This is a genomic window from Hyphomicrobiales bacterium (assembly GCA_017642935.1).
In the GTDB taxonomy this organism is placed as follows: Bacteria; Pseudomonadota; Alphaproteobacteria; order Rhizobiales; family MH13; genus MH13.
The window spans coordinates 1279790-1302820 of the sequence record JAEPOK010000002.1 but is presented as its reverse complement, the minus strand read 5'-3'; the positions used below and the strand labels follow the sequence as shown (position 1 = coordinate 1302820).

Genomic DNA, 23031 nt, shown 5'->3' with positions numbered 1-23031 from the left:
CGATGAACGCAAGTGTAGTCGCGTCAAACCACGCAACAAAAAGCCGGACACGAGGGCCCGGCTTTCAATCTCAAAAAGGCGGAGGCCTTAGCCGCCCTGCAGCACCGTGACGGCGCGACGGTTCTGCGACCAGCAGGTAATGTCGTTGCAGGTCGCAACGGGCCGCTCCTTACCGTAGGAGACGGTCGAAAGACGAGCTGGCGAGACACCACGCGAAATCAGATAGTCGCGGGTCGTGGCAGCCCGGCGGGCGCCAAGCGCCAGATTGTACTCGCGGGTGCCGCGCTCATCGGCGTGACCTTCAACCTGCACGGCATACTGGGCATATTGCGCAAGCCAGGCCGCCTGGCGATCCAGCGTCAGCCGACCTTCCGCCGTCAACACAGTGGAGTCGGTTTCAAAGAAAACCCGGTCGCCAACATTGACGGTGAAGTCCTGCGCGCTGCCCGGAGGCGCGGCCTGCTGCGACAGCGGCAATTGATCCGGCGTCGTCGATGCGCACGCGGCCAAAAACAGGGCAAAAAACGTCGCCATGAAAAGGCGGGCGAAAAGGCTGACATTGGTCAGAGCCGAAAGGCGGGTCATGGAGAGGGTCTTTCTCAAAGGTCGCGGGGCGATCCCGCCAAAGTCATCAGCGCACCAATTGATGCATTCTGGTCATACATTAGCAACGTTAAGCGCGGGTTGTCGTTCATGGTAAACGCGGGCTTTTTTGTGGCAAGCGCCATCTAGGCCGAGGCTTGATGAACCTATGGTGAACGAAGGCTAAACGCCGCAGGCCGTCAGATGGCGTCGGGCGCCACATCGAAGCGGCCAAGCCCGGTGTTTTTGGCAAGGTCAGCGGCGGCAAACGCCCGTCCGTTCATCACGCCATAAACGCCGGAAGGCAGGGTCTGCGCCGCGATCACCGCGCCGCCCATGTTGAACGAAGCATCCGAGCGGCCAAAGGAGTGCGGGCGCATGGCGCCGGTGAGCACGACGGTCTTCTTGCCCACTTCTCCATCGAGGAAACGCGCGGTCAGCTCCATCGTGCCCGTGCCTTGGCTGACGACGATGGCATCCTGCTCGGCGGCCAGAACTGCATCGAGAATCGCCTGCCGGTCAGCATCGGTGAAGTCCAGACTGTCCTTCATCATCAGCTCAAACAGCGAGGCGTGATAGCAGCGCGCATTGTGTAACAGATCAGCGATCTGCGCCTTGCCACCCATCTCAAAGCCCAAGCCTTCGGTCTGCCAGTCATGCACCTTCTCGATTGTGCCACCGGTGGTGAGGATGAGAACGTCACGCATGAAGGCGACCAAGTCGGCCTTAATTGAGCAGCGGCGACCAGGCCGGGTCGGACCCGAAGGAGGGCGTATCGACCCGCAACTCGTTGAAACCGGTGAGATCAATCGTCCAAAGCTGTGGGCCGCCATTGGCGCCCGGCGTATCGCGGAAGAACATCAACACGCGGCCATTGGGTGCCCAGGTTGGCCCCTCATTGTGAAAGCCTTCGGTCAGGATGCGCTCACCTGACCCATCAGGATTCATTACCCCGATCAGAAAGCGGCCACCCTGCTGCTTGGTGAAGGCGATCAGATCGCCGCGCGGTGACCAGACCGGCGTCGAATAGGTGCCAGACCCAAACGAAATACGCTCCTGGCCGGAACCATCGGCGTTCATCACATAGATCTGTCCCGAACCTGAGCGATCCGAGGCAAAGGTCACGCGCCGGCCGTCGGGCGCAAAGCTCGGCGACGTGTCGATGGACGGTGAAGAGGTCATGCGCGTTGTGGTCTGCGTCTGCAGGTCGAAGCGATAGACGTCTGAATAGCCGTCATTCTGCAACAGGCTGAAAACCAGATTGCCGCCGTCCGGCGAAAAGCGCGGGGCAAAGGTCATGCCAGGAAAGTTGCCGACAATGCGCCGCTGACCTGTCTCGATGTTGAGCAGATAGACCTGCGGCTGCCCGCCATCATAGGACATGTAGGTGATCTCTTGCCGACCTGGCGAAAAGCGCGGCGTGAGCACGAGATCATTGCCGGTGGTCAGATAGCGCACATTGGCGCCATCCTGATCCATGATCGCCAACCGCTTGATGCGGTTCTCTTTTGGGCCAGTCTCGTCAACGAACACAACGCGCGTGTCAAAGTAGCCGCTCTCACCGGTCAAGCGCTGATAGATAGCATCGGAAATGATGTGCGCGACACGGCGCCAATTGTCCGGCGTGGTAAAATATTGCTGGCCGATCATGGATTCAGCGCCAAACACATCCCAGAGGCGAAAATCGACCCGCAGCCGACCATCACCTTGGCGCTCCACCTGGCCGACAACCAAGGCTTGCGCGTTGATCACCCGCCATTCGGCGAAATTCGGACCAGCACTGACCGTCAGGCCCTGCTCGATGAACGAAGCCGGGTCCAGTGTTCGAAAAAGTCCCGAACGATTGAGGTTGTTGGAGATGACCTGGCTCATCTGCGCCGCAATATCGCCATCGCCGGTCGCCGAGGTGAAGGCCGGGATAGCAATGGGCAGCGGTTCAAGATTGCCCTGCGTGATGTCGATCTCGAGCACCGCATGGGCGGGCCTAAAAGAAACCAACAAGGCCATGATCGCCATGGCGAAAACCAACACGAAGGGGTGGACGCTGCGGATTGTACCAGATTTCAGCATCGACATTCACTTCACTCCTAAAACCGCACGCCGTTGTTAGCGCAACATTTCGCGCGGGTCGAAATTGACTATCACATTCTGCCAGGCAGCATACTTCTCAAAGGGCAGAGAATATGGCGCGCACCGTCGAACTGCCCGTACAGCGCTATCAGCCGCCGCCTGGAAGGCTGGGTTGCCCGAGGAATTGATCACTGAGGCCCCGCCTCTCAACGATCCATCCTCAGCAAGGTTCATTTGCACGCGAACGACAAGATCGTCGGCACCAACGGCCCCGACGGGTGGGTTCCAGCAGCGTGCGATCTGGCGGCGCAAGGCATCCATTTCGCTTTCCGACAGCGTCTGATCGCGCCCTTCGGCGGCGCCACGCGTCGCTGGGGCCTGATCGGCAGCACCGCCGCCGCCCTGATTTTCGTCGCGGTTGATAAGGGCCGCGATCTCATCGGGATTGAACTGACTGTCATCCGGCTGTTGCACCGGTTCGGGCCGTTGCACAGGCTGCGGCGCGATGTCGGGCCGCGCCAACGGTGCGGGCGCTGAGAACCGCGCGCTCTGCGTTGGCTCTGGTTCCGGCGCCGGCTCTTCGGCAGGCGCAGGTTCTGGCTCAGCCACCTCTGGCTCGGGCGCAGGCGCGGGTTCCGGCTCGGCTTCCACCGGCTCAGGCTCTGGTTCAGGTGGAGGGGGTGGCGGTGGCGGCGCAGCCGTATCCGGCGTTGCCCGCGCATCGTCAGCAGCGGTGGCGGCATCCTGCCGGCCTTCGCCACCGGTGTCGGTTCCGCGATCCACCTCAGATGGCCCGGCTGACGGCGGCGTTTCCGGCGTTGGAAGCGGCTCGGCCGTGCGCATGCCGCGCGTGATCTGACTGAATTCTTCCGGTGAGAGGATATCCACCGGTACGGCCTGCGCGGTAATTATGTCGAAAGGTTCCGGCTCAGACAGATTGATCACCAGCCCGCCAAAAAGCGCGCCATGAAGAACCAAGGAAAGGGGGACACCAAGCCGCATAGTTGATCCGTCAGCGTGCAGAAGCCGGCCGCTTAAGACCCTTCCTCTTCTGCCGTCACAAGCCCCAAGCGCTGGTAGCCAGCACCGGAAATGCGCGCCATCACTTGCATGATTGTGCCGTAATCGGTGCCGCGGTCACCGCGCACGAAAATACGGGTATCGACGCCCTCGCCGGCAATCGCCTCCAAAGTCGCAAGCAACTGATCAAGCGTGGTTTCGGTTTCTTGGAGGAACACCCGACCATCGGCGGTCACCGAGACGGTGATCGGCTCTTCTTCGCTTTCCAGCGCGTTGGCCGAGGTCTCCGGCAAATCGATCGGCACGCCGACCACCAGCAAGGGGGCGGCGACCATAAAGATGATCAGAAGCACCAACATCACGTCTACAAATGGCGTGACGTTGATCTCGCTCATCGCGCGCGGACGCGCCCGACGCCTACGGCGCGAGCCACCTGAACCACCGCTGGCAATACCCATTCCCATATCTTGGCGTCCTTACTGCGCAGCCGCGGGGCGCGCTGCGGCGCGCTCATCGATCTGGCGCGAAAGGATGGACGAAAACTCGTCGGCAAAGCCTTCCATGCGCGTTGTCTGCCGCGCGACATCGGCCACGAACTTGTTGTAAAAAATTGTCGCCGGAATGGCCGCAACGAGGCCAAGCGCTGTCGCAAACAAGGCTTCGGCGATGCCTGGCGCCACAACCGCCAGGTTGGCGTTTTCCGTCGCCGCGATGGCCTGGAAGGCCGTCATGATACCCCAGACGGTGCCGAACAGACCGATGAACGGACCAGCTGAACCGACCGAGGCCAGCACCAGAAGGCCGTTCTCCAACTTCTCCGACTCGCGCGCGATCGTAACATCCAGCACCTTTTCGATGCGGGTCTGCAGGCCGACAATCGAACGAGCGTTGCGCTCATGGCTGCGCTTCCATTCGCGCATCGCCGCAACAAAAAGGGCGGCCATCGTGGTGTTCGTGCGCTGCGCGGTAACGGTGTAAAGCTCTTCCAGCGACTGACCGGACCAGAACACACGCTCAAAGCGATCCATCGCCTTCTTGTTGCGCGAGAACATCAGATATTTGTCGATGACGATGCCCCAGCACCAAACCGAGGCAATCACCAGACCAATCATCACGATCTTCACCACGATATGGGCCTGGATGAAGAGGCCATAAAGCGACAGATCGTGGCTCTGCGCGTTCAAGGCGGTGGTAAGAACGTCCGTTCCGTCCATGGGGTTCCTCAGGTCTTGATAAACAGTGGTGGTCGAGCTGGCGGGCGCTGGTGCGCTGCGATTGTGGCATCATCAGGACGCTATGCTGCGCCGCACATCAGGCGGCTCAGCCGTCACGGCTTTGGAGGTAAGCCTAACCACCCAACCCTAAGGCATGGTTAACCAAGGGTTAGCGGATCAGCCTTCGGTTGAAGCAAACAGGTCGCGCACAACCTGGGGCATCCGCACCGGGCGACCCTTGGCGTTCATGCAGACCACCGTGACCATGGCGGTGCAAAGTTCGCGCTCGCCGAGCAGAACCCGTTGGGCAATGGTTCCACGTACGCCTGTTGTCGAGACAGGCACGGCTTCAACCGTCAAAAGGTCATCGATCCGTGCCGGCGCCTTGAAGGCGATGTCCATCGCAACCACCGACAGGTAGACATCGTCCTTGGCCTGTTCGGTTTGGGTGATGCCGTAGGCGCGTAAGGTTTCGGTGCGCGCCCGCTCCATGAATTTCAGATAGTTCGCATGGTAGACGATGCCCGCCAGATCGGTGTCTTCATAGTAGACACGCACCGAGATCGAATGGGCCAGGGGGTGGGCGTCGTTTTGGGGCATCAGAAACCGATCATGATAGGCATTTTCTAGAACAAGCCAGACGCCCCTGATCCAACACTTGGCCCTGTCAAACAACCCCGCCAGTAACAAAGTTCGAATGACACGCCACACAAAGTGATAACTGTGTGACGCGCGCCACCTCGACTTGGCGATAGCGGTGTGGGAAGGAGCTAATCCTCTTCACCCAAAGGCCCAACATCACGTGACGACGTCCGAACAGACAGACCTGCGCCAAAGAACCGAACCCGGTCGGGCCGAGTTTGTCGTGCTGGTCGCCATGTTGATGTCGATTATCGCCCTGTCGGTGGACATCATGCTGCCGGCATTCGGCGACATCAGCGCGCATTTCCAGCTTGCCAAAGACAATGATCGCCAGGCGATCATCACCATCATCTTTGCCGGACTGATGGTCGGTCAGGTCCTCTTCGGGCCGCTGTCAGACTATATCGGCCGCAAGCCCGCTATCCTGATTGGCCTGGCGATCCATCTGGCGGGATCGATCCTTTGCATCATCGCTCAGGATTTTATGGTTTTGCTGATCGGGCGCTTCTTACAAGGCTTTGGCGGCGCGGCCCCGCGCATCGTGATTGTCGCCATGGTCCGCGACAAGTTTGCCGGCGCGCAAATGGCGCAGGTGATGTCGATCGCTCTGACGGTCTTCATTCTGGTGCCGACCTTTGCACCGGCCATCGGTCAGTTGATCCTGTTGATCGCACCCTGGCAGATGCTGTTCGTCGCGCTGCTCGCCATGGCGTTGATCGGCGGAACATGGCTGACCTTTCGACAGCCTGAAACGCACACCGAGCTTGCGTCCTTCGAGGCTAACAAATTGGTGGCAGCCTTCAAGACCGTGGTCACGACACCCGTCTCGATGCTCTATGCTATGGCGGCGGGTTGCGCGTTCGGAACGCTGCTCGGTTACATCGTGTCCTCGCAGCAAATCCTGCAGGACCTCTATGGAACCGGCGAGCTGTTCGCCTTGTACTTTGGCGCGACGGCAGCCTTTATCGCCCTTTCGAACACGGCCAATGCATGGCTCCTCAACCGCTTTACGATGGAAGCGATCACCGCCTCTGCCATCGGCCTGCAGGTGATCTGGTCGCTCGCCTTCCTGACCTTGATCGGCATCACTGGCGACAACCCGTCGCTGATGGTTTGGATGGTCTTTATTTCGGTGGCGCTGTTCTTCGTCGGCATCACGTTTGGCAATTACAACGCTATCGCACTTAGACCGCTCGGCAAGATCGCCGGCATTGCTTCGTCAATCACCGCATCGATCCAAACGCTGATCAGTGTGGCTGTCGCCACTGCGATCGGTGCGGCCTTTGATATGAGTGTCACGCCGGTTGTGGTCGGATCCGTCCTTATGGGGATCCTTGCCTCGGCCTTGATGGTGCTGGCGCGTTATCTTGCCAAGGGTCAAGCGGCGCTGGCCGATCCTGCGACGTCCAAGTCAAGCGGCACATAGCGAAACGCCGCACCGACCCTTTCCACCCGGCCAAGCGCCGGGAAGGGCATGTGATAGCCGGCAAACACCAGCTTTTCATCCGCAGCACGGCCGAGCCAGTGCGCGCGCATGGCGGCCGCTTTTTCGCCGTCCGCATCAAAGCGCATATGCCATTCAGGATGCGCGAACGCCCACACCGGATGGTTGGCAAGATCGCTGGCGACCAACACCGAGCCTGAACGCCCGGAGATCAGAACGCCCAGATGGCCAGGCGTGTGACCGCGCATATCGACCAGCGCGATACCCGGCAGAACCTCAAGACCTGGCGCCACCAGATCGACCAGAGTTCCAAGCGCGGCTAGTACGGGATCAGAAGGCGCAGCGTTCGCCTCATCAGCCGCGATCAAATGGCGCGCGTTGGGAAAGCGCGGTGCGCTGTCGTCGGCCAAAAGCCCGCCGGTATGATCACCATGCAGATGGGAGATCACCACCACATCCACGCTGTCCGGTTCAATGCCCAGCGCCGCCAAGCCTTTCGGCAGACCACCGCTGTGCGACGGGCCGGATGGCCCAAACCCGGCATCGACCAGCACCCGCTTTCCGCCCGATTCAATCAGCGTCATGGTGACGGGGAAGTCGAACTCCGCCGGTGAGGTCCCCAGCGAGATGCACTCCTCGTCAAACGTCAGATCGTCGACATTGGTGCCGAAATAATCGTGGGCAGGCGCGTGATGGTCCCAGCCATCATGGATCTGGACGACACAAACATCATCAAGGGCGTAGCGGTAATAGCGACCGGGCATGACACGAAACTCGAAACGGGTACGAAGTGTAGAAACAACGGCCCGCAGCGTCCAGCGTCTGATCGTCTAGGCTTTGCCCCCTAGGACCGACCTGTATCGTCCTCATCGTCCAGCAACAGAGCCATCTGCGCCGGGTTGAGGTCGCGCGGCGCGGCAATACCGAGATGAGCAAAGGCCGCTGGCGTCATCAGGCGCCCACGCGGCGTGCGCTGAATGAACCCTTGCTGCAACAAAAACGGCTCAACGATTTCCTCCAGCGCGTCGCGTGGCTCCGACAGAGCTGCCGCAAGCGTTTCGATGCCCACCGGACCGCCGCCGAACTTCGAGGCGATCAGATCAAGATAGCGCCGGTCGAGCATGTCGAGACCGATGGAATCGACGTCCAGCCGGGTCAGCGCCGCATCGGCATTGTCGCGATCGATGGCCCCCGATCCCTCGACCAGCGCAAAGTCCCGCACCCGCCGCAGCAGACGCCCGGCGATACGCGGCGTGCCGCGCGAACGCTTCGCGATCTCGCGCGCGCCATCATCGGAAATCGGCACGCCAAAGAGGCGCGCTCCACGGCGCACGATCCTCTCCAACTCTTCCGGCGAATAGAATTGCAGACGGATCGGAATGCCGAACCGATCGCGCAGCGGCGTGGTCAACAAGCCTAGGCGCGTTGTCGCAGCCACCAACGTAAACCGCGACAGATCGATCTTCACCGATCGCGCCGCCGGTCCCTCACCGATGATGAGATCGAGCTGGAAATCCTCCATCGCTGGATAGAGCACCTCCTCCACCGCCGGGTTGAGGCGATGAATTTCGTCGATGAACAAAACATCGCGATCTTCCAGATTGGTCAGGATCGCCGCCAAATCGCCGGCCTTGGCGATCACCGGTCCAGAAGTTGCGCGGAAGTTTACGCCAAGCTCGCGCGCCACGATCTGCGCCAGCGTGGTCTTGCCCAGCCCCGGAGGGCCAACGAAAAGCACATGGTCCAGCGCTTCTTTGCGCGTGCTCGCTGCCTCTATGAAGACTTTCAGATTGGCCCGCGCATCGGCCTGGCCGGTGAAATCATCCAGCGCATGGGGGCGCAGCGACACCTCTTCGGCGTCCCGATTTTCTGCGTCGAGAAGCTCGGAGCGCTCACTCATCGCCAGCTGTCCTCGCTGCGGTCAGATACACCCGCACATAGGGCTTGAACGTGAACCACAACAGACTGGCAGCGAGCAGTGTTGTCGCCATCAAGGTGAGGCTTGTGATGCCGCCAATCAGCAACGACATCACGCCAAACCCGGCGACTCCACCGCCAAGGATCGCCAGCGCAATCCAACCGAAGGTCAGACGTCGACCGGACAAGACCACCCAGCCAAGAAACGCAGCAGAGAGCAGTGCTGGCACCACGCCATAGAGATAACCAACCAGCGTTCCAGCCGTCAGCAGCGCAAACGCCGCGCGGGGATAATCAGTCAACGCCAGACGCGAAAGATCGTAGGAGCTGTCGCCAAGCACCTGCAGCACGAGCATCAGGATCCCTGCAAGCGGCGGCAAAAACACCACCGCCAAACCGGTCATGATGAACAACAACCGCCAGGGCTTGCGGCCAGCGCTGATGGGGCCCTCGTTCATGCGGTTGGCCTGCTGGCTATGATCGCGGGTGGATCGTCGCGACCCCAGTAACGCACCAACCGTGACAACAGGTAGGTTGGCACAACGCACACCAGCACGCCGAAAGCCGCGCCATAGGTGCCGCCTTCCAAGGCCAAGAACTCACTGAACATGAAGTAGAGCGCCCCGACCGCCATGCCGAGCAGCGCTGCGCTGAACCCGGTTACCGGGCCACGCCAGCCTTCGTGCCAACCGATGAAAAGACCGGCAGCAAGGGCAGGCGCAAAGCCGAGCCAATAGCCAAAGATCGCGCCATAAAGCGAGAACAATGCCGCGATGGGAAAGAAGGCGAGGATCGCTTCAAGAAGGGTGGCATCGCTGCCCAGGGCCGCCGCGACGGCAAGCGCGAGCCCGCCGGTGATGCCGCCGATCGCCGGCCCGAGAACGACGAACACGACGACAATGCCTGCCAACCGCAGCCAGGGCTTGTCCGGCAGCGTTGGAACGCTTTCAGCTTGCTCGGTTTCAGAGGACAATCAGGATCACCGCCATCAAAACCACAACCAAAAACCCGCCGAGCCAGATCACCCGACGTTGCAGCATTTCATACCGCTGTTTGACGAAGGCGTCTTGCGTCACAAGCACCCATGGCTTGTCCCAGACATAGATACGGCCAAACACCTCGTTCTCAAACCGCCGCCGCATGCCAAGCGCGAGGATCAGTCCCGCCGGTGCGATGGCAAACACCAGGATGAGGAGGATAATCAGGGCCTTCATTGTGTGGAGTCCAGTTTACGCAAAGTCAGATTCGCCGCCTTGGTGCGCTGGTGATCTAACCTGATAGGGACTTCAGTCCAAGCCGTATCAGCGTGGCGGCCGGCGCATCTTCACCAGCGTCCTTAACCGCCTGCGCCACGGCGCCCGAAGCCTGCTGCGCGGAGTAGCCAAGATTGGTCAGCGCCGAGACGGCATCGACGACCGCCGATGGTGCAACACTCTCGCCCAACTCTTGCTGCAGGCCGATGGTCCCACTGCTGTCGCCGGAGAGGGTGGGCGCCTTGTCTTTCAACTCAGCAACGATCCGCTGGGCGACCTTCGGACCGACGCCCGGCGCGCGGGCGACCATCGCTTTGTCCTGTAGCGCGATCGCCGAGGCCAGATCACCGGTGGACAAGGTGCCGAGAATGGCCAGCGCCACTTTGGCGCCGACGCCCTGCACCGACTGCAACAGGCGGAACCATTGCCGTTCCTGCTGGCTGGAAAAGCCGTTGAGGCGGATCAGATCCTCGCGCACCAACGTGTCGATCCAAAGCTCCACACTCTCTTCGCCGCCGCGATAGAGGCCGAGCAATTTCGATGAGCCGAAGACTTCATAGCCAACGCCCTGAACATCCAGGATCAGACTGTCCTCCAGCACCGCATCCACCCGGCCTTTCAGCTTGCCGATCATCGCGCAGCCACCCGCATTTGGACCGTCGGCCTTTGGTGCGCATGGCAAATCGCAATGGCCAGCGCATCAGCCTCGTCGGCGGAGGAAAAATCAGCGCGCGGCAAAAGCACTTTCACCATGGCCTGCACCTGTTTTTTGTCGGCATGACCAACACCGACCACCGTTTTCTTCACCTGATTGGCGGCGTATTCCCCGACCGGGATGCCGAGACGCGCCGGCGCAAGCAAGGCCATGCCGCGCGCCTGCCCAAGCTTCAAGGTCGAGGCTGGGTCCTTATTGACGAAGGTCTCTTCGACGGCCGCCTCGTCGGGCTGATGCTCACCCAGAAGCGTCTCCAGGGCGGCATAGAGAGAGGCCAACCGTACCGGCAATTCGTCTTTCGCCGACGGCGAGATGACGCCGCTGGCAACATAGGAAAGCCGCGTTCCAGCCAACTCAACAACGCCCCACCCCATGTGGCGCAGGCCGGGATCGATGCCAAAGATGCGAATCGCTTGTGGTTCCATTCCATCTCAGCTACCGCACTCGGCTTCGCCGCTAAAGCGTCAAGCTTGCCGAACGCCGTCCAAGCCACAGCCAAAAGTGCCGCCTACCCATGCCCGATTTAGTCCAGGCCATCCAAGGCGCAGTCTTGGCGCTCGCCGATCACCCAGTGCTCATCCCTGCCCTTCTCGCTGTTGGACTGGCGGGCATGGTGCGCGGCTTTGCAGGCTTTGGCGGCGCCATGTTGTTCATGCCGTTCGCAACGATCCTGTTTGATCCGCGCCTTGCCGTGGTTGCGTTTTTCATCATCGACACGAGCATCACCTTGCCCCTTGTCGCCAACGCACTGCGCCATTGGGATTGGCGCACCGTCATCCCCTGCGCCATCGGGTCGTGGGCGGGTGTCTGGTTTGGAGCTTATCTGCTGGCGACAACCGACGCGCTTGCGCTGCGCTGGACCATCTGCCTCATCATCATTCTGATGGTCTGCGTGATGCTGTCGGGTTGGCGTTACACGGCCCGCCCAAAACCACCGATCTCGCTGGGCGTCGGGACGGTTGCTGGCGTGCTTGGCGGCATCAGCCAGGTCTCGGCGCCACCATTGGTCGCCTATTGGTCGGCTGGCCCATTCCCGGCAGAGGTCATTCGGGCAAACCTGATCTGCTTTTTCTTTTTCGCAACGCTTGGAAGCCTGGGAGCGTTTTTCGCCAACGGCGTGTTCACCGCGCAGACGGTCGCTTTGGCGCTCTGGCTCGCCCCAGCCTATGGGCTGGCGATCTTTCTTGGCGCGAGATTATTTCAAAGCGCCGATAACAGGCTGTTCCGAAGAATTGCGTTCGCGATCATCTTGCTGGCAGCGATCACATCGCTGCCGCTGCTTGACCCGCTGCTGCGTGCCTAGGCGTCGGACAGGGCCGCCATCACCTCGTCGGACATTTCGAAATTGGCATAGACCGTCTGAACATCATCGTCATCTTCCAGCGTGTCGATGAGACGCATCAGCGAGGCGCCCTTGTCGGCATCGACCTCAATAGTGTTTTGCGGTTTCCAGATCGGGTTGACCGATTCCGGTTCGCCAAGGGATGCCGTCAGCGCCGCCGAAACCTCATTGATGTCTTCAAACGCGCAATAGATCGTGTGACCGTTTTCGTCGGAGATGACGTCTTCAGCCCCTGCTTCAATGGCCGCTTCCATCACCGTGTCGGAATCGCCTGCCTCGGCGGCGTAGACGATCTCGCCAACCCGGTCGAACATGAACGAGACCGAGCCGGTTTCGCCCAGCGATCCACCGCTTTTGGTGAAGTAGGAGCGCACCGCGCTGGCCGTTCGATTGCGGTTGTCGGTCATCGCCTCGACCACCACAGCAATGCCGCCCGGACCGTAGCCTTCGTAGCGGATTTCCTCGTAATCATCGCCTTCGCCGGCCTGCGATTTCTTGATCGCCCGCTCAATATTATCCTTCGGCATGGACTGCGATTTGGCGTTCTGCACCGCCAGGCGTAGACGCGGGTTCATGTCCGGGTCGGGCATACCCATTTTGGCTGCGACCGTGATCTCCTTGGCGAGCTTGGAGAACAGTTTGGAGCGCGCTTTATCCTGCCGCCCCTTGCGATGCATGATGTTTTTGAACTGACTGTGTCCGGCCATCGAAGCCTCAACTTTCAACACGATAGGAATGGGAATGGCGTTGCGCCTTGGGTTCGGCTCTTAAAACGGCTTGGGCCGAAAATCCAGTCGCCTCGCTGCCGCTCGGGCTGCGGCGCCAAGAGCACTGGTCCAGCTCAATTGGCAAACGTTTGCCGCAGCCCAGATGCGATTTGATTAAGTGAGAACAACGTTCCGTTAACGTATCAGGAGCACAACTTGTTTCCATAACTGCAACTATTGCGAGTTATTTTATACGCACTATTACGGATTGGCTTTGGCGCGGGGGTGCCAAGCCATCCGAGTTTCGGGGGAAACAATGTTTGGACTTTCACGCAAGGCGCAGAGCGCGCCTGAACCCACTTCTTTGCATATTCGCGACCAACGGGTCGTACTCAATGCGATGCTGGATCAGATGCCGATCAACGTCATGGTCGCCGATCCACAAACCTGCGATATCATTTATGCCAACGACGCCAGTCGGGAGACGCTGCACACGATCCGCCATCTGCTGCCGGGCAGCGTCGATCCAGACAATATGGACGGCGTCAACATCGATATCTTCCACAAGAACCCGCAGCATCAGCGCAAGATCCTTGCCGATCCAAGCAATCTTCCGTGGAACGCCAAGATCAAACTTGGTCCGGAAACGCTCGCGCTGAAGGTCGGTGCGCTGCACGACGAGCAGGGCAACTACACCGGTGCGATGGTCACCTGGTCTGTGATGACCGAACTCACCAACGCCATCGATGGCTTTGAGACCGAAACGCAAACCTCACTGTCCCATCTGACAACGGCTGCCACCGAAATGAGCGCGGCGGCGGCTCAAATGACGCAGACCGCTCAGACTTCCACAAACAGCGCCACTGGCGCCGCTGCCGGCGCCGAGGAAGCAACTGTCAATGTTGAAACGGTAGCCCATGCCGCACAGGAGTTGAACGCCTCCATCGGCGAGATCACCGAACAGGCGGCCAAATCCTCAGAGGTCGCGCAAAGCGCAGTGGAACGGGCGCGGACCACCAACGAGACGGTACGTGAGCTCTCCAACGCCTCGCAGCGCATCGGCGACGTGGTGAAACTGATCTCCGATATCGCCGAACAAACCAACCTGCTGGCCCTTAACGCCACTATCGAAGCCGCCCGAGCCGGCGAAGCTGGGCGTGGCTTTGCGGTGGTGGCAAGCGAGGTCAAAACCCTTGCCGGTCAGACCACCAAGGCAACCGAAGAGATCACGACGCAGATCAGCGCCATCCAAGATGCCACCGGGGATGCGGTATCAGCGATCGAGGAAATCTCGACCACCATCGATCAGATCAGCAACGTCACCAGCTCAATTTCGGCAGCCGTGGAAGAACAGAGCGCCACGACCGCCGAGATCAGCCGCAACGTCACCGAAGCGGCAGCAGGCACGCGCGATGTGTCGGCCAATATGGTCGAGGTGCAAGATGCCGCCAATCAAACCGGAGCGGCAGCCAACCAGGTGGAGACGGCCGCCGGTCAGCTCGGCGAGCAGGCGCACGATATGAACACGGCCATCGCCAACTTCATCAATACCGTTCGCGCCATTTAACCGGCCGGTCATACACTCCAGAATCTTGGAATGGCGGGCTCCAAGTGCCCGCCAATCCGTACCGGGGCGCAAGCCTGGGCGAGCCCAGTTTTCGGGTCTGCCTGAACGGCAATCCCCGCCAATGTCGGATCGCCTTCGGCCGGCGAAAACCGAGCTTGCGGAACTTTGGTGAGAAACCGCTGGACCGGCTCGCCCTTGTCCATGCCGATGATGGAATCGTAGTCGCCACACATGCCCGTGTCGGTCTGATAAGCCGTGCCACCCGGCAACACCCGATGATCGGAAGTCGGCACATGGGTGTGCGTGCCGACGACCAAAGTGGCCCGTCCATCGACATGAGCGCCGATGGCTTGCTTTTCCGATGTCGCTTCGGCGTGAAAATCGATCATCGCAAAATCGGCAACCGTGCCCAGCGGACAGGCGTCCAACTCACGGTCGATGGCGGCAAACGGGTCCTCCATTGCATCCATGAAGAGCCGGCCCATCGCATTGATCACCAGAACATTTTCGCCCGTGCGCGCCTTGAACAGACCCGCCCCGCGCCCGGGCGTTCCAGATGGAAAGGTCACCGGACGCAGCAGATTGGGCAGGCGCTCGATGTAAACCAGTGTTTCGCGCTGATCGAAGGCGTGATTGCCCAGAGTAATGACGTCAACACCAAGATCGAACAGTTGCTCGCAGATGTTTTCGTTGATGCCGAACCCATGCGCGGCATTCTCGCCATTGCAGACGACGAAGTGGATCGGGTAGCGAGCCAACAGGTCCGGGAGATGGTCAGCAACGGCCTCACGGCCGGCTTTGCCCACCACATCGCCGAGGAAAAGAAGATTGAAACTCATGGAGGCGCCTTAGCAGGCAATACTCAGACCAGAAAGGGCTGAAGCGCCTCGCGGCCATGGTCAAAAACACGCAGGCCGGAGGGCGTCAGCACACCATCAAGCGGAACGTCATGGGCCTCGGCATCGACAGACGGCACTTCTTGCTCATCAAAGGCGAGTCCGACAAAGGCAGGGCGGTGGCCTTGGGCCTGCATCTTTGACAGCGCCCGATCATAGTGCCCCTTGCCATAGCCGATGCGCTGGCCCGTGGAGGAAAATGCCGCCAGCGGCGCAAGGACTAGATTGGGTAAGACCTCGGGTTGGTCAGCATCCGGCCCCAACGTGCCAAAACCCACCGGTACCAGCGGCTTGGAACGATCCCACGCCCGAAACACCATGGTTTCGGCATCGAGCAACACCGGTAGGGCGAGCTGAGCGGCTGTCTTGTTCAGGGCTTCCAACAAAGCCGCAGGATCGATCTCCGAGCCGATGGCATAGTAGGCCGACACCACCTGATCCCCCGCCTTGAACCACGTCTGCTCAGCCAGCGCCTTGGCAGCGCTCTGACGGCCCGAGACAGGCAAAGCGTCGCGCCGCGCAAGTGCGCTACCACGCAGTTCGGATTTACTTGGAAATGCCTGCGGCATGGAACGACCGCCAAAAGAAGAAAGTGAAGCCGCAACAACCGTGTCAGCGTCGATCCTGGGAAACCTACAAAGTAGGTGGGCGCCGTGTAGTCCGGTCCACGGACCGGTCCAGGGACAGCTCCCTTAAGGATCGGTAAGGCCCCAGGGAAAATGCCGATGCACGAGAAGCGCAGCTTCGAACCGGAAGATAAGCTTCGGCCAACCGAACTTCAATGCAATTCGGTCGCGCCTTAAGAGGATTGCACCGATTGCGTGATGTGTTCCAACCGTCCGGCCAGTTCTTCTACTTTCTGGCGCACCTTGTCGTCGGTTCCAGCATTGCTGTTTTGCGCCAGCGACAGATTGGCCTGCAACTCTGCGATCTGCGCCGAAAGCCGCTCGATTTGCGATTGGGCATCGCCCAACTTGTCGGTCATGACGAGCCCGGCCATGACGGCAAGGCGTGTGTCACCCACCTCGCCGAACGATCCGCGCAGCTCATCAACGGTCGCATCAAAGGTTTGTGCCAAGGCCGTCAGACGCGGCTCATCGCCATCTTCGCAGGCCAACCGGAACGAACGCCCGGCAATGGTGACGACAACTTGACCCATACCCGTCCTACAAACACGTCAACGCAAAGCGACCGATCAGCCGGCTGCGCCTTGTGACCCCGCTGGCCCACCAGCGGTCGAATCGCCAGCCAAAACGGTGCGTATGTTTTCCATAACATCCAACAGCCGCTGCGAGACAGCCTGGTTGGCCGCTTCCATGGCACGCGTCTCAGCTCGCGCGCTGTCCAGCAGTTGCGCCAGATGCGCCCGGTCCGTAGAGAGGCGCGCCACCTCAGCATAGAGTTTTTCGCGCTCTTCCAGCAAAGCACGGCGATGTCCGGTTTCGGCTTCCACGGCGGTGATCGCTCGATCGAGCCGCTCAAACGCCGATTGAAGATCACTGCCTGCCATCACATTCGCCCATCTTGCGCATTCCTCTCCGCCAAGGTTCACAGAACCGCCAAGTGTGCATTGCGCCATCCTTTGCGTCGCCGCCGCCAATGTAGGGAGCAGCGCTAAGCGCCGTCAACGGATCGCAGGCGGATTTCGGCACTTCGGCGTGCCAGTCTTTCCGGGCATGTCTTTTCAACCGCGCCCGGCTCCTTTAAGACGCCTCCGCATCCAGCGAAAACGCAAATAGCGTCGGCTCAGGCCGCGCACGATCAGACGGCTTATCACCATTATGACCGAGACCGACCGCCATACGGCCATGGCAAACGCCATCCGTTTTCTTTCCATGGACGCCGTTCAAAAGGCCAACTCCGGCCATCCAGGCTTGCCAATGGGCGCCGCGGACATCGCCACCGTGCTGTTTTCCAAGTTCATGAAGTTCGATCCGACCGAGCCCAACTGGCCTGACCGTGATCGCTTTGTACTCTCAGCCGGTCACGGCTCGATGCTGCTCTACTCGCTGCTCTATCTTCTTGGCGTCGAGGATATGACGCTGGATGATCTGAAAAGCTTTCGCCAGCTCGGATCCAAAACCGCTGGCCACCCTGAGTATGGGTTTGCCGGTGGGATCGAAACCACAACTGGACCGCTGGGCCAAGGCCTGGCCAACTCTGTCGGCATGGCGCTGGCCGAACGTATGCTGGCGGCCGATTTCGGCGACGACCTGGTCGATCATTACACCTATGTACTCGCCTCCGATGGCGACCTGATGGAAGGCATCAGCCACGAAGCGATTTCTATCGCCGGGCATTTGAAGCTGAACAAGCTAATCGTTCTGTGGGACGATAACGACATCTCTATTGATGGCCGCGTCACCCTGTCGGAGTCCGGCGACATGCTGGAGCGTTTCGAGGCCGCCAACTGGGACACAGTGCGTATCGATGGCCACAACGCCGCCGACATTGAAGCCGCGATCGAGCGTGCGCGCGGCAGCGACAAGCCAAGCCTGATCGCCTGTAAAACGAAGATCGGCTTTGGCGCGCCCAACAAGGAAGACACATCCAAAGCCCACGGATCGCCGCTCGGCGATGAAGAGATCGCCGCCACACGGGAGGCACTGGGCTGGGATCACCCACCCTTCGAGGTACCAGTGGATACGCTTGATGCTTGGCGGATCGTTGGCGTGAAAGGCGTGCACGAACGCGCCGAGTGGGACAAGCGTCACGACGCCGCCGATGTGCAAACGCGCGCAGAGTTCGACCGGCGCATGCGCGGTGACCTACCGGCCAACTTGGATGGCGCTGTCGAAGCCTTCATTGCGCAGGTGACCGAGGATGCGCCCAAAGTCGCCACCCGCAAAGCGTCCGAAATGGCGCTGGAAGCCATCATCCCGCACCTGCCCGAAGCGGTGTCCGGCTCGGCCGACCTCACCGGGTCCAACAACACGCTGACCAGCACCATGGTGCCGATTGCGCCCGGCGATTACGCCGGCAATTTCGTCCATTGGGGCATCCGCGAGCACGGCATGGCCGCTGCGATGAACGGCATGGCGCTGCATGGTGGCATCATCCCGATGTCGGGCACCTTCCTGGTGTTTTCCGACTATTCGCGCCCGGCCATCCGTCTGGCGGCGATCATGCATCAACGCGTCATCCACGTCCTCACCCACGATTCTATCGGTCTTGGCGAAGACGGTCCGACCCATCAGCCGGTGGAACATCTGGCAGCGTTGCGCGCGATCCCGAACCTGAAAGTCTTCCGGCCGGCAGACGTGGTGGAGACGGCCGAATGCTGGCATCTCTCGCTGCTCAATGAGGACGGCCCCAGCGTCCATGCCCTCACCCGCCAGGGCCTGCCGACCTTGCGCACCGACAATGGCGGCAAGAACCGCTCTGCCAAGGGCGCTTATGAACTGGCTTCGGCTGGCGGCGACGCGCAGGTGAGCCTCTTTGCCTCAGGCTCCGAAGTTGAGATCGCGATGGAGGCGCGCAAACTGCTGCGCGACGCTGGCATCAACGCCCGCGTGGTCTCCGTGCCCTGCTTTGAGCTTTTCGAAGCGCAAGAGGCCGATTACCAGGCTTCAACCATCGGCGAGGCTCCAGTGAACATCGCCATCGAAGCGGCGATCCGTATGGGTTGGGATCGATTTATCGGCACCGACGGCATCTTCATCGGCATGGACTCCTTCGGCGCCTCTGGCCCCTACAAGGAAGTCTACGCCCATTTCGGCATCACCGCCGAAGCGGCCGCCGAAGCTGCCAAGGCCGCCCTGGCCGAGGATTAACGGCTTTGCTGGTCGCGTGCTGCATAGCTGGCGCGCGCGATCAGCCCTTTATTGTCATGCAAAGGCGTCATACTGTGGGCGCAAAAGTGAGCTGACGCCGCGCGCCGGAGCACCGGAAGCGGTTTTGACAATCGGCCTCACCAAGAACACCAACACTAAGGGTCTAGGAGACAAGGAATGACGGTTAAAGTTGCCATCAACGGGTTTGGACGCATCGGTCGCAATGTCGTGCGCGCCATTTATGAATCAGGCCGCAAGGACATCGACGTCGTCGCGATCAATGATCTTGGCCCGGTGGAAACCAATGCCCATCTGATGCGCTACGACTCGGTGCACGGCAAGTTTCCCAAAGCGGTGGAAGTCGATGGCGACACCATCAAAATCGAAGGCGGCGACAGCTTTAAAGTGCTCGCCGAACGCGATCCGGCCAAGTTGCCCTGGGGCGAAATGGGCATCGACATCGTGATGGAATGCACCGGCATCTTCACCGCCAAAGACAAAGCCTCTCTGCATCTTGAGGCTGGCGCAAAACGCGTCCTGGTTTCTGCTCCGGCGGCCGGCGCCGACAAGACGATCGTTTACGGTGTGAACCACGATGTTCTGACCGCCGACGATCTGGTCGTCTCCAACGCTTCCTGCACCACCAACTGCCTGTCGCCTGTCGCCAAAGTGCTCAACGATGCCATCGGCATCGAAAAAGGCATGATGACCACGATCCACTCCTACACGGGCGACCAGCCAACGCTGGACACCATGCACAAGGATCTCTACCGCGCCCGCGCTGCGGCGATGTCGATGATCCCAACCTCCACCGGCGCTGCCAAAGCGGTCGGCCTGGTGCTGCCAGAACTGAACGGCAAGCTGGATGGTTTCGCCATGCGCGTGCCAACGCCCAACGTTTCGGTGGTCGACCTGAAGTTCATCGCCAAGAACGCCACATCGGTGGAAGCCGTGAACGCCGCCATCAAAGAGGCCGCCTCATCGGGTCCGCTCAAAGGCATTCTGGGCTACACCGAAGAGAAGCTGGTTTCGGTTGATTTCAACCACGACCCACACTCCTCGATCTTCCACATGGACCAGACCAAGGTCATGGACGGCACGTTCGTCTCGGTCCTCTCCTGGTACGACAATGAGTGGGGCTTCTCCTGCCGCATGGCCGACACCGCCGTTGCGATGGCAAAACTCATCTAGTGCAATACCGAACGGGCGTGGCGAAAGCCGCGCCCGTTTTCTTTAGGGTTGCCGGATGGAACCATACCTTGCGATCAAACTGGTCATTGCGTTGGTTTTCATTGGCGCCTTCGCTTTCATGCTGAAGGACACCATGCACAAACCTGACCGGGGCGATGGCGGTGATGGAGACTAGGCAATGCTGCAGAACATTCTGATTGGCGCAGGCATTGTCGCGCTCCTTTTCTATTCCTGGCTCGTCATTCGCCTGCTTAGCCATTCTTTTGGCAAGTTGGATCGCCTGAGCGACACGCTGGCTGAACGCGAAGCCAACAAAAAACGACTGGAAGCGAGAGGCAATATGTCCTTCAATACACTCGACGATATGGACCTTGACGGCAAAATTGTCCTGACCCGCGTCGACATCAATGTGCCGGTTGAAGATGGCAAGGTAACCGATGCAACGCGCATCGAGCGTATCGTGCCGACCATCAAGGACATTCAAAAGATGGGCGGCAAGCCCGTGCTGCTTGCCCATTTCGGTCGGCCCAAGGGCGAGCCGAAGCCGGAGTTCTCGCTGCGGATCACCGTGCCGGCGCTCGAAGCCGCGCTCGGCCAATCGATTACGTTCATCGAACGTCCAGACCGTGCAACGCTGGAAGCCGCGCCGGCCGACGCAGTTATCCTGGTGGAAAACACCCGCTTCACGCCGATGGAAGAAGCCAACGACCCGCAAATGGCGCAGTTCCTCGCCTCGCTTGGCGATGTCTATTGCAACGATGCGTTTTCCGCCGCTCACCGCGCCCACGCCTCCACCGAGGGCGTCGCGCGGATGCTGCCGGCCTGTGCCGGTCGCTTGATGGAGGCCGAACTGACCGCGCTCGGCAAAGCTTTGAAATCACCGGAGCATCCGCTGGTTGCTGTGGTCGGCGGCGCAAAAGTCTCCACCAAGCTCGACCTGCTCTCCAACCTGCTCGCCAAGGTCGACCATCTTGTGATCGGCGGCGGCATGGCCAACACCTTCCTCGCCGCAAAGGGGGTCGAGGTTGGCAAATCGCTCTGCGAGCACGATTTGGCCAACACCGCCCGCGCCATCATGGACAAGGCGGAGAGCGAAAACTGCACCATTCATCTGCCGATCGACATCGTCGTCGCGCAGGAATTTGCCGCCAACGCCTGGAACAAGACGGTTCCCGTCGATGAATGCCCCCCCGATGCGATGATCCTCGATGCAGGCCCGCAGACCGTCGCCAACGTCGTGGCCACCATCAAGGCCTCCAAGACCCTGGTCTGGAACGGACCACTCGGCGCGTTCGAGATCACACCCTTCGATGCCGCCACGGTGGCGGCTGCCCAAGGCGCGGCCGAAGCCACTAAGGCCGGCACGCTGCTTTCGGTGGCCGGTGGCGGCGACACCGTCGCTGCGCTTAATCATGCCGGTGTTTCAGATGATTTCACTTACATCTCGACCGCCGGTGGAGCCTTCCTGGAATGGCTGGAAGGCAAAACACTGCCGGGGGTAGCGGCGCTGGAAGCGGCGCAGACAGACTGACCCAGCGTCTAAGCGCTAAAAAAAACGACCTTTCAAGACAATCAAACATCGGGGGAACCAATGCCCAACGACCAACAGACCGAACAGATGACCAACGGCCAGGGCTTCATCGCCGCGCTCGACCAGAGCGGCGGGTCAACGCCCAAGGCGCTTAAGCTCTATGGGATCGAAGAGGACGCCTATTCGTCCGAGGCTGAGATGTTTGACCTCGTCCATGCCATGCGCACCCGGATCGCCAGCGCCCCAGCCTTTACCGGCGACAAGGTGATCGGCGCGATCCTTTTCGAAATGACGATGGATCGCGAGATGGGCGGCAAGCCATCGGCCCAGTATCTCTGGGAAGATCGCCGCGTCGTACCGTTCCTGAAGATCGACAAGGGTTTGGCGGATGAGGCAGACGGCGTCCAGCTGTTGAAACCAATCCCGGGCTTGGACGACCTGCTGTCACGCGCGGTCGATCATGGCATCTTCGGTACCAAGGAACGCTCCGTTATCAACAAGGCGTCAGCGAGCGGTATCGACGCTGTCGTCGCCCAGCAGTTCGAATTGGGCGCCCAGGTTCTCTCTCATGGTCTGATGCCGATCATCGAGCCTGAAGTCACAATCTCGATCGCCGACAAGGCTGAGGCAGAGGACCTGCTCTTGGCTTCTATCATCAAACATCTGGACGGTGTGCCGGACGGTCAGAAGGTGATGCTGAAGCTCAGCCTGCCCACCAAAACCAACCTCTACAAGCCGCTGGTTGACCACCCCAAGGTCATGCGGGTTGTGGCGCTCTCGGGAGGCTACGAGCGCGACGAAGCCAATGCCATCCTCGCCAAGAACACGGGCGTGATTGCAAGCTTCTCGCGCGCGCTCAGCGAAGGGCTTTCGGCACAGCAGAGCGACGACGAGTTCAACAGCACCATCGCCGCGACCATCGACTCGATCTACGCTGCATCAGTGGCTGGATAAGACGGCGGCTTCGCCCTTGCCGTTATCACGGAGTTCCATTCCATCGCGCTCAGCGTTGCAAAACGCACCAATAGGCTGGTGGAGTGGATTCCTGTGATGGAAGCGAGACCCGCGGCTAGCGGACCCACAGGAATGACGCCAGTGGTGTGATCCCGCGACTTCCACAAAATCGCCCTCATTCCCGCTCTTTTGGCCAGAAATGACCACCAGGAC

The 23031-nt window shown here is 60.4% G+C and carries 26 protein-coding genes and 1 other RNA gene; 7 read left to right on the top strand and 20 right to left on the bottom strand.

Annotation, left to right across the window (positions count from 1 at the left end; genetic code table 11):
* Positions 1-87 precede the first annotated feature (87 nt).
* The 7 genes from pal to JJ917_15580 all read right to left on the bottom strand — a co-directional run bounded on the left by pal (position 88) and on the right by JJ917_15580 (position 5450).
* Complete coding sequence (gene pal / locus JJ917_15610; protein MBO6700254.1) at positions 88-585, bottom strand: peptidoglycan-associated lipoprotein Pal; 498 nt, start codon at positions 583-585, stop codon at positions 88-90.
* Between the two features lie 197 nt (positions 586-782).
* Positions 783-1289, bottom strand: a complete 507-nt coding sequence (locus tag JJ917_15605) for an asparaginase (GenBank protein ID MBO6700253.1) — start codon at positions 1287-1289, stop codon at positions 783-785.
* A 19-nt stretch (positions 1290-1308) separates the two neighbouring features.
* Positions 1309-2652 carry a Tol-Pal system protein TolB gene (gene tolB / locus JJ917_15600; GenBank protein ID MBO6700252.1) on the bottom strand — a complete coding sequence of 448 codons (1344 nt, stop codon included), beginning with the start codon at positions 2650-2652 and terminating at the stop codon, positions 1309-1311.
* 36 nt (positions 2653-2688) lie between these two features.
* Positions 2689-3654, bottom strand: a complete 966-nt coding sequence (locus JJ917_15595; protein MBO6700251.1) for a cell envelope integrity protein TolA — start codon at positions 3652-3654, stop codon at positions 2689-2691.
* A gap of 32 nt (positions 3655-3686) precedes the next feature.
* The gene (tolR, locus tag JJ917_15590) at positions 3687-4136 is read right to left on the bottom strand and encodes a protein TolR (protein MBO6700250.1); all 450 of its coding nucleotides are present in this window, start codon (positions 4134-4136) and stop codon (positions 3687-3689) included.
* Between the two features lie 12 nt (positions 4137-4148).
* Positions 4149-4886, bottom strand: a complete 738-nt coding sequence (gene tolQ / locus JJ917_15585) for a protein TolQ (GenBank protein ID MBO6700249.1) — start codon at positions 4884-4886, stop codon at positions 4149-4151.
* 177 nt (positions 4887-5063) lie between these two features.
* Positions 5064-5450, bottom strand: coding sequence for a YbgC/FadM family acyl-CoA thioesterase (locus JJ917_15580; protein MBO6700248.1), 387 nt, complete (start codon positions 5448-5450; stop codon positions 5064-5066).
* Positions 5451-5688: 238 nt separating this feature from the next.
* Here JJ917_15580 and JJ917_15575 point away from each other — a divergent pair, with 238 nt between their 5' ends.
* A complete protein-coding gene (locus JJ917_15575; protein MBO6700247.1) occupies positions 5689-6954 on the top strand; it encodes a multidrug effflux MFS transporter in 1266 nt (421 codons plus the stop codon).
* Here the strand turns inward: JJ917_15575 and JJ917_15570 are convergent.
* From JJ917_15570 to ruvC, 7 genes are all read right to left on the bottom strand, one after another.
* The gene (locus JJ917_15570; protein ID MBO6700246.1) at positions 6906-7736 is read right to left on the bottom strand and encodes an MBL fold metallo-hydrolase; all 831 of its coding nucleotides are present in this window, start codon (positions 7734-7736) and stop codon (positions 6906-6908) included. The two genes, JJ917_15575 and JJ917_15570, sit on opposite strands and share 49 nt — an antisense overlap.
* A gap of 80 nt (positions 7737-7816) precedes the next feature.
* Complete coding sequence (ruvB, locus tag JJ917_15565; protein MBO6700245.1) at positions 7817-8872, bottom strand: Holliday junction branch migration DNA helicase RuvB; 1056 nt, start codon at positions 8870-8872, stop codon at positions 7817-7819.
* Positions 8865-9347 carry a hypothetical protein gene (locus JJ917_15560; GenBank protein ID MBO6700244.1) on the bottom strand — a complete coding sequence of 161 codons (483 nt, stop codon included), beginning with the start codon at positions 9345-9347 and terminating at the stop codon, positions 8865-8867. Before JJ917_15560 ends, ruvB begins: the two co-directional genes overlap by 8 nt.
* Positions 9344-9862, bottom strand: a complete 519-nt coding sequence (locus JJ917_15555; GenBank protein MBO6700243.1) for a hypothetical protein — start codon at positions 9860-9862, stop codon at positions 9344-9346. Before JJ917_15555 ends, JJ917_15560 begins: the two co-directional genes overlap by 4 nt.
* Positions 9852-10103: a hypothetical protein gene (locus JJ917_15550; GenBank protein ID MBO6700242.1), complete on the bottom strand. Its 252-nt coding sequence runs from the start codon at positions 10101-10103 to the stop codon at positions 9852-9854. Before JJ917_15550 ends, JJ917_15555 begins: the two co-directional genes overlap by 11 nt.
* A 55-nt stretch (positions 10104-10158) precedes the next feature.
* Positions 10159-10776 (bottom strand): Holliday junction branch migration protein RuvA, encoded by a 618-nt coding sequence (gene ruvA, locus JJ917_15545; protein ID MBO6700241.1) that lies wholly within the window; start codon positions 10774-10776, stop codon positions 10159-10161.
* Entirely contained in the window at positions 10773-11282 is a 510-nt protein-coding gene (gene ruvC / locus JJ917_15540; protein MBO6700240.1) for a crossover junction endodeoxyribonuclease RuvC, read from the bottom strand. The genes ruvA and ruvC overlap by 4 nt, the downstream gene beginning before the upstream one ends.
* An 89-nt stretch (positions 11283-11371) precedes the next feature.
* On the opposite strand from ruvC, the gene JJ917_15535 reads away from it, so the two are divergent.
* On the top strand, positions 11372-12160 hold the full coding sequence (locus JJ917_15535) for a sulfite exporter TauE/SafE family protein (GenBank protein MBO6700239.1): 789 nt from the start codon (positions 11372-11374) through the stop codon (positions 12158-12160).
* On the opposite strand, the gene JJ917_15530 is transcribed toward JJ917_15535, so the two are convergent.
* A complete protein-coding gene (locus tag JJ917_15530; GenBank protein ID MBO6700238.1) occupies positions 12157-12906 on the bottom strand; it encodes a YebC/PmpR family DNA-binding transcriptional regulator in 750 nt (249 codons plus the stop codon). The genes JJ917_15535 and JJ917_15530 overlap by 4 nt on opposite strands.
* Positions 12907-13222: 316 nt before the next feature.
* Between JJ917_15530 and JJ917_15525 the strand changes: the two genes are divergently transcribed.
* Positions 13223-14473, top strand: a complete 1251-nt coding sequence (locus tag JJ917_15525; protein MBO6700237.1) for a methyl-accepting chemotaxis protein — start codon at positions 13223-13225, stop codon at positions 14471-14473.
* 8 nt (positions 14474-14481) lie between these two features.
* On the opposite strand, the gene JJ917_15520 is transcribed toward JJ917_15525, so the two are convergent.
* The 5 genes from JJ917_15520 to JJ917_15500 all read right to left on the bottom strand — a co-directional run bounded on the left by JJ917_15520 (position 14482) and on the right by JJ917_15500 (position 16879).
* On the bottom strand, positions 14482-15312 hold the full coding sequence (locus tag JJ917_15520; GenBank protein ID MBO6700236.1) for a TIGR00282 family metallophosphoesterase: 831 nt from the start codon (positions 15310-15312) through the stop codon (positions 14482-14484).
* A 23-nt stretch (positions 15313-15335) separates the two neighbouring features.
* Positions 15336-15938, bottom strand: coding sequence for a 5-formyltetrahydrofolate cyclo-ligase (locus JJ917_15515; protein MBO6700235.1), 603 nt, complete (start codon positions 15936-15938; stop codon positions 15336-15338).
* Positions 15939-15960: 22 nt separating this feature from the next.
* Positions 15961-16117, bottom strand: a non-coding RNA gene (ssrS, locus tag JJ917_15510) — 6S RNA.
* 51 nt (positions 16118-16168) lie between these two features.
* Positions 16169-16528: a cell division protein ZapA gene (locus tag JJ917_15505; GenBank protein MBO6700234.1), complete on the bottom strand. Its 360-nt coding sequence runs from the start codon at positions 16526-16528 to the stop codon at positions 16169-16171.
* 36 nt (positions 16529-16564) lie between these two features.
* Complete coding sequence (locus JJ917_15500; GenBank protein MBO6700233.1) at positions 16565-16879, bottom strand: DUF4164 family protein; 315 nt, start codon at positions 16877-16879, stop codon at positions 16565-16567.
* 271 nt (positions 16880-17150) lie between these two features.
* On the opposite strand from JJ917_15500, the gene tkt reads away from it, so the two are divergent.
* From tkt to JJ917_15480, 4 genes are all read left to right on the top strand, one after another.
* Complete coding sequence (gene tkt / locus JJ917_15495; protein ID MBO6700232.1) at positions 17151-19142, top strand: transketolase; 1992 nt, start codon at positions 17151-17153, stop codon at positions 19140-19142.
* A gap of 177 nt (positions 19143-19319) precedes the next feature.
* On the top strand, positions 19320-20333 hold the full coding sequence (gene gap, locus JJ917_15490; protein MBO6700231.1) for a type I glyceraldehyde-3-phosphate dehydrogenase: 1014 nt from the start codon (positions 19320-19322) through the stop codon (positions 20331-20333).
* A gap of 340 nt (positions 20334-20673) precedes the next feature.
* On the top strand, positions 20674-21864 hold the full coding sequence (locus JJ917_15485; GenBank protein MBO6700230.1) for a phosphoglycerate kinase: 1191 nt from the start codon (positions 20674-20676) through the stop codon (positions 21862-21864).
* 60 nt (positions 21865-21924) lie between these two features.
* Positions 21925-22818, top strand: a complete 894-nt coding sequence (locus JJ917_15480) for a fructose bisphosphate aldolase (GenBank protein ID MBO6700229.1) — start codon at positions 21925-21927, stop codon at positions 22816-22818.
* Positions 22819-23031 lie beyond the last annotated feature (213 nt).

Bases quoted from the DNA above. Each gene is read 5' to 3' on its own strand.
- pal (MBO6700254.1), bottom strand. From the start codon at position 585: ATGACCCGCCTTTCGGCTCTGACCAATGTCAGCCTTTTCGCCCGCCTT.
- JJ917_15605 (MBO6700253.1), bottom strand. From the start codon at position 1,289: ATGCGTGACGTTCTCATCCTCACCACCGGTGGCACAATCGAGAAGGTG.
- tolB (MBO6700252.1), bottom strand. From the start codon at position 2,652: ATGCTGAAATCTGGTACAATCCGCAGCGTCCACCCCTTCGTGTTGGTT.
- JJ917_15595 (MBO6700251.1), bottom strand. From the start codon at position 3,654: ATGCGGCTTGGTGTCCCCCTTTCCTTGGTTCTTCATGGCGCGCTTTTT.
- tolR (MBO6700250.1), bottom strand. From the start codon at position 4,136: ATGGGAATGGGTATTGCCAGCGGTGGTTCAGGTGGCTCGCGCCGTAGG.
- tolQ (MBO6700249.1), bottom strand. From the start codon at position 4,886: ATGGACGGAACGGACGTTCTTACCACCGCCTTGAACGCGCAGAGCCAC.
- JJ917_15570 (MBO6700246.1), bottom strand. From the start codon at position 7,736: ATGCCCGGTCGCTATTACCGCTACGCCCTTGATGATGTTTGTGTCGTC.
- ruvB (MBO6700245.1), bottom strand. From the start codon at position 8,872: ATGAGTGAGCGCTCCGAGCTTCTCGACGCAGAAAATCGGGACGCCGAA.
- JJ917_15560 (MBO6700244.1), bottom strand. From the start codon at position 9,347: ATGAACGAGGGCCCCATCAGCGCTGGCCGCAAGCCCTGGCGGTTGTTG.
- JJ917_15550 (MBO6700242.1), bottom strand. From the start codon at position 10,103: ATGAAGGCCCTGATTATCCTCCTCATCCTGGTGTTTGCCATCGCACCG.
- ruvA (MBO6700241.1), bottom strand. From the start codon at position 10,776: ATGATCGGCAAGCTGAAAGGCCGGGTGGATGCGGTGCTGGAGGACAGT.
- ruvC (MBO6700240.1), bottom strand. From the start codon at position 11,282: ATGGAACCACAAGCGATTCGCATCTTTGGCATCGATCCCGGCCTGCGC.
- JJ917_15535 (MBO6700239.1), top strand. From the start codon at position 11,372: ATGCCCGATTTAGTCCAGGCCATCCAAGGCGCAGTCTTGGCGCTCGCC.
- JJ917_15530 (MBO6700238.1), bottom strand. From the start codon at position 12,906: ATGGCCGGACACAGTCAGTTCAAAAACATCATGCATCGCAAGGGGCGG.
- JJ917_15525 (MBO6700237.1), top strand. From the start codon at position 13,223: ATGTTTGGACTTTCACGCAAGGCGCAGAGCGCGCCTGAACCCACTTCT.
- JJ917_15520 (MBO6700236.1), bottom strand. From the start codon at position 15,312: ATGAGTTTCAATCTTCTTTTCCTCGGCGATGTGGTGGGCAAAGCCGGC.
- JJ917_15515 (MBO6700235.1), bottom strand. From the start codon at position 15,938: ATGCCGCAGGCATTTCCAAGTAAATCCGAACTGCGTGGTAGCGCACTT.
- JJ917_15505 (MBO6700234.1), bottom strand. From the start codon at position 16,528: ATGGGTCAAGTTGTCGTCACCATTGCCGGGCGTTCGTTCCGGTTGGCC.
- JJ917_15500 (MBO6700233.1), bottom strand. From the start codon at position 16,879: ATGGCAGGCAGTGATCTTCAATCGGCGTTTGAGCGGCTCGATCGAGCG.
- tkt (MBO6700232.1), top strand. From the start codon at position 17,151: ATGACCGAGACCGACCGCCATACGGCCATGGCAAACGCCATCCGTTTT.
- gap (MBO6700231.1), top strand. From the start codon at position 19,320: ATGACGGTTAAAGTTGCCATCAACGGGTTTGGACGCATCGGTCGCAAT.
- JJ917_15485 (MBO6700230.1), top strand. From the start codon at position 20,674: ATGTCCTTCAATACACTCGACGATATGGACCTTGACGGCAAAATTGTC.
- JJ917_15480 (MBO6700229.1), top strand. From the start codon at position 21,925: ATGCCCAACGACCAACAGACCGAACAGATGACCAACGGCCAGGGCTTC.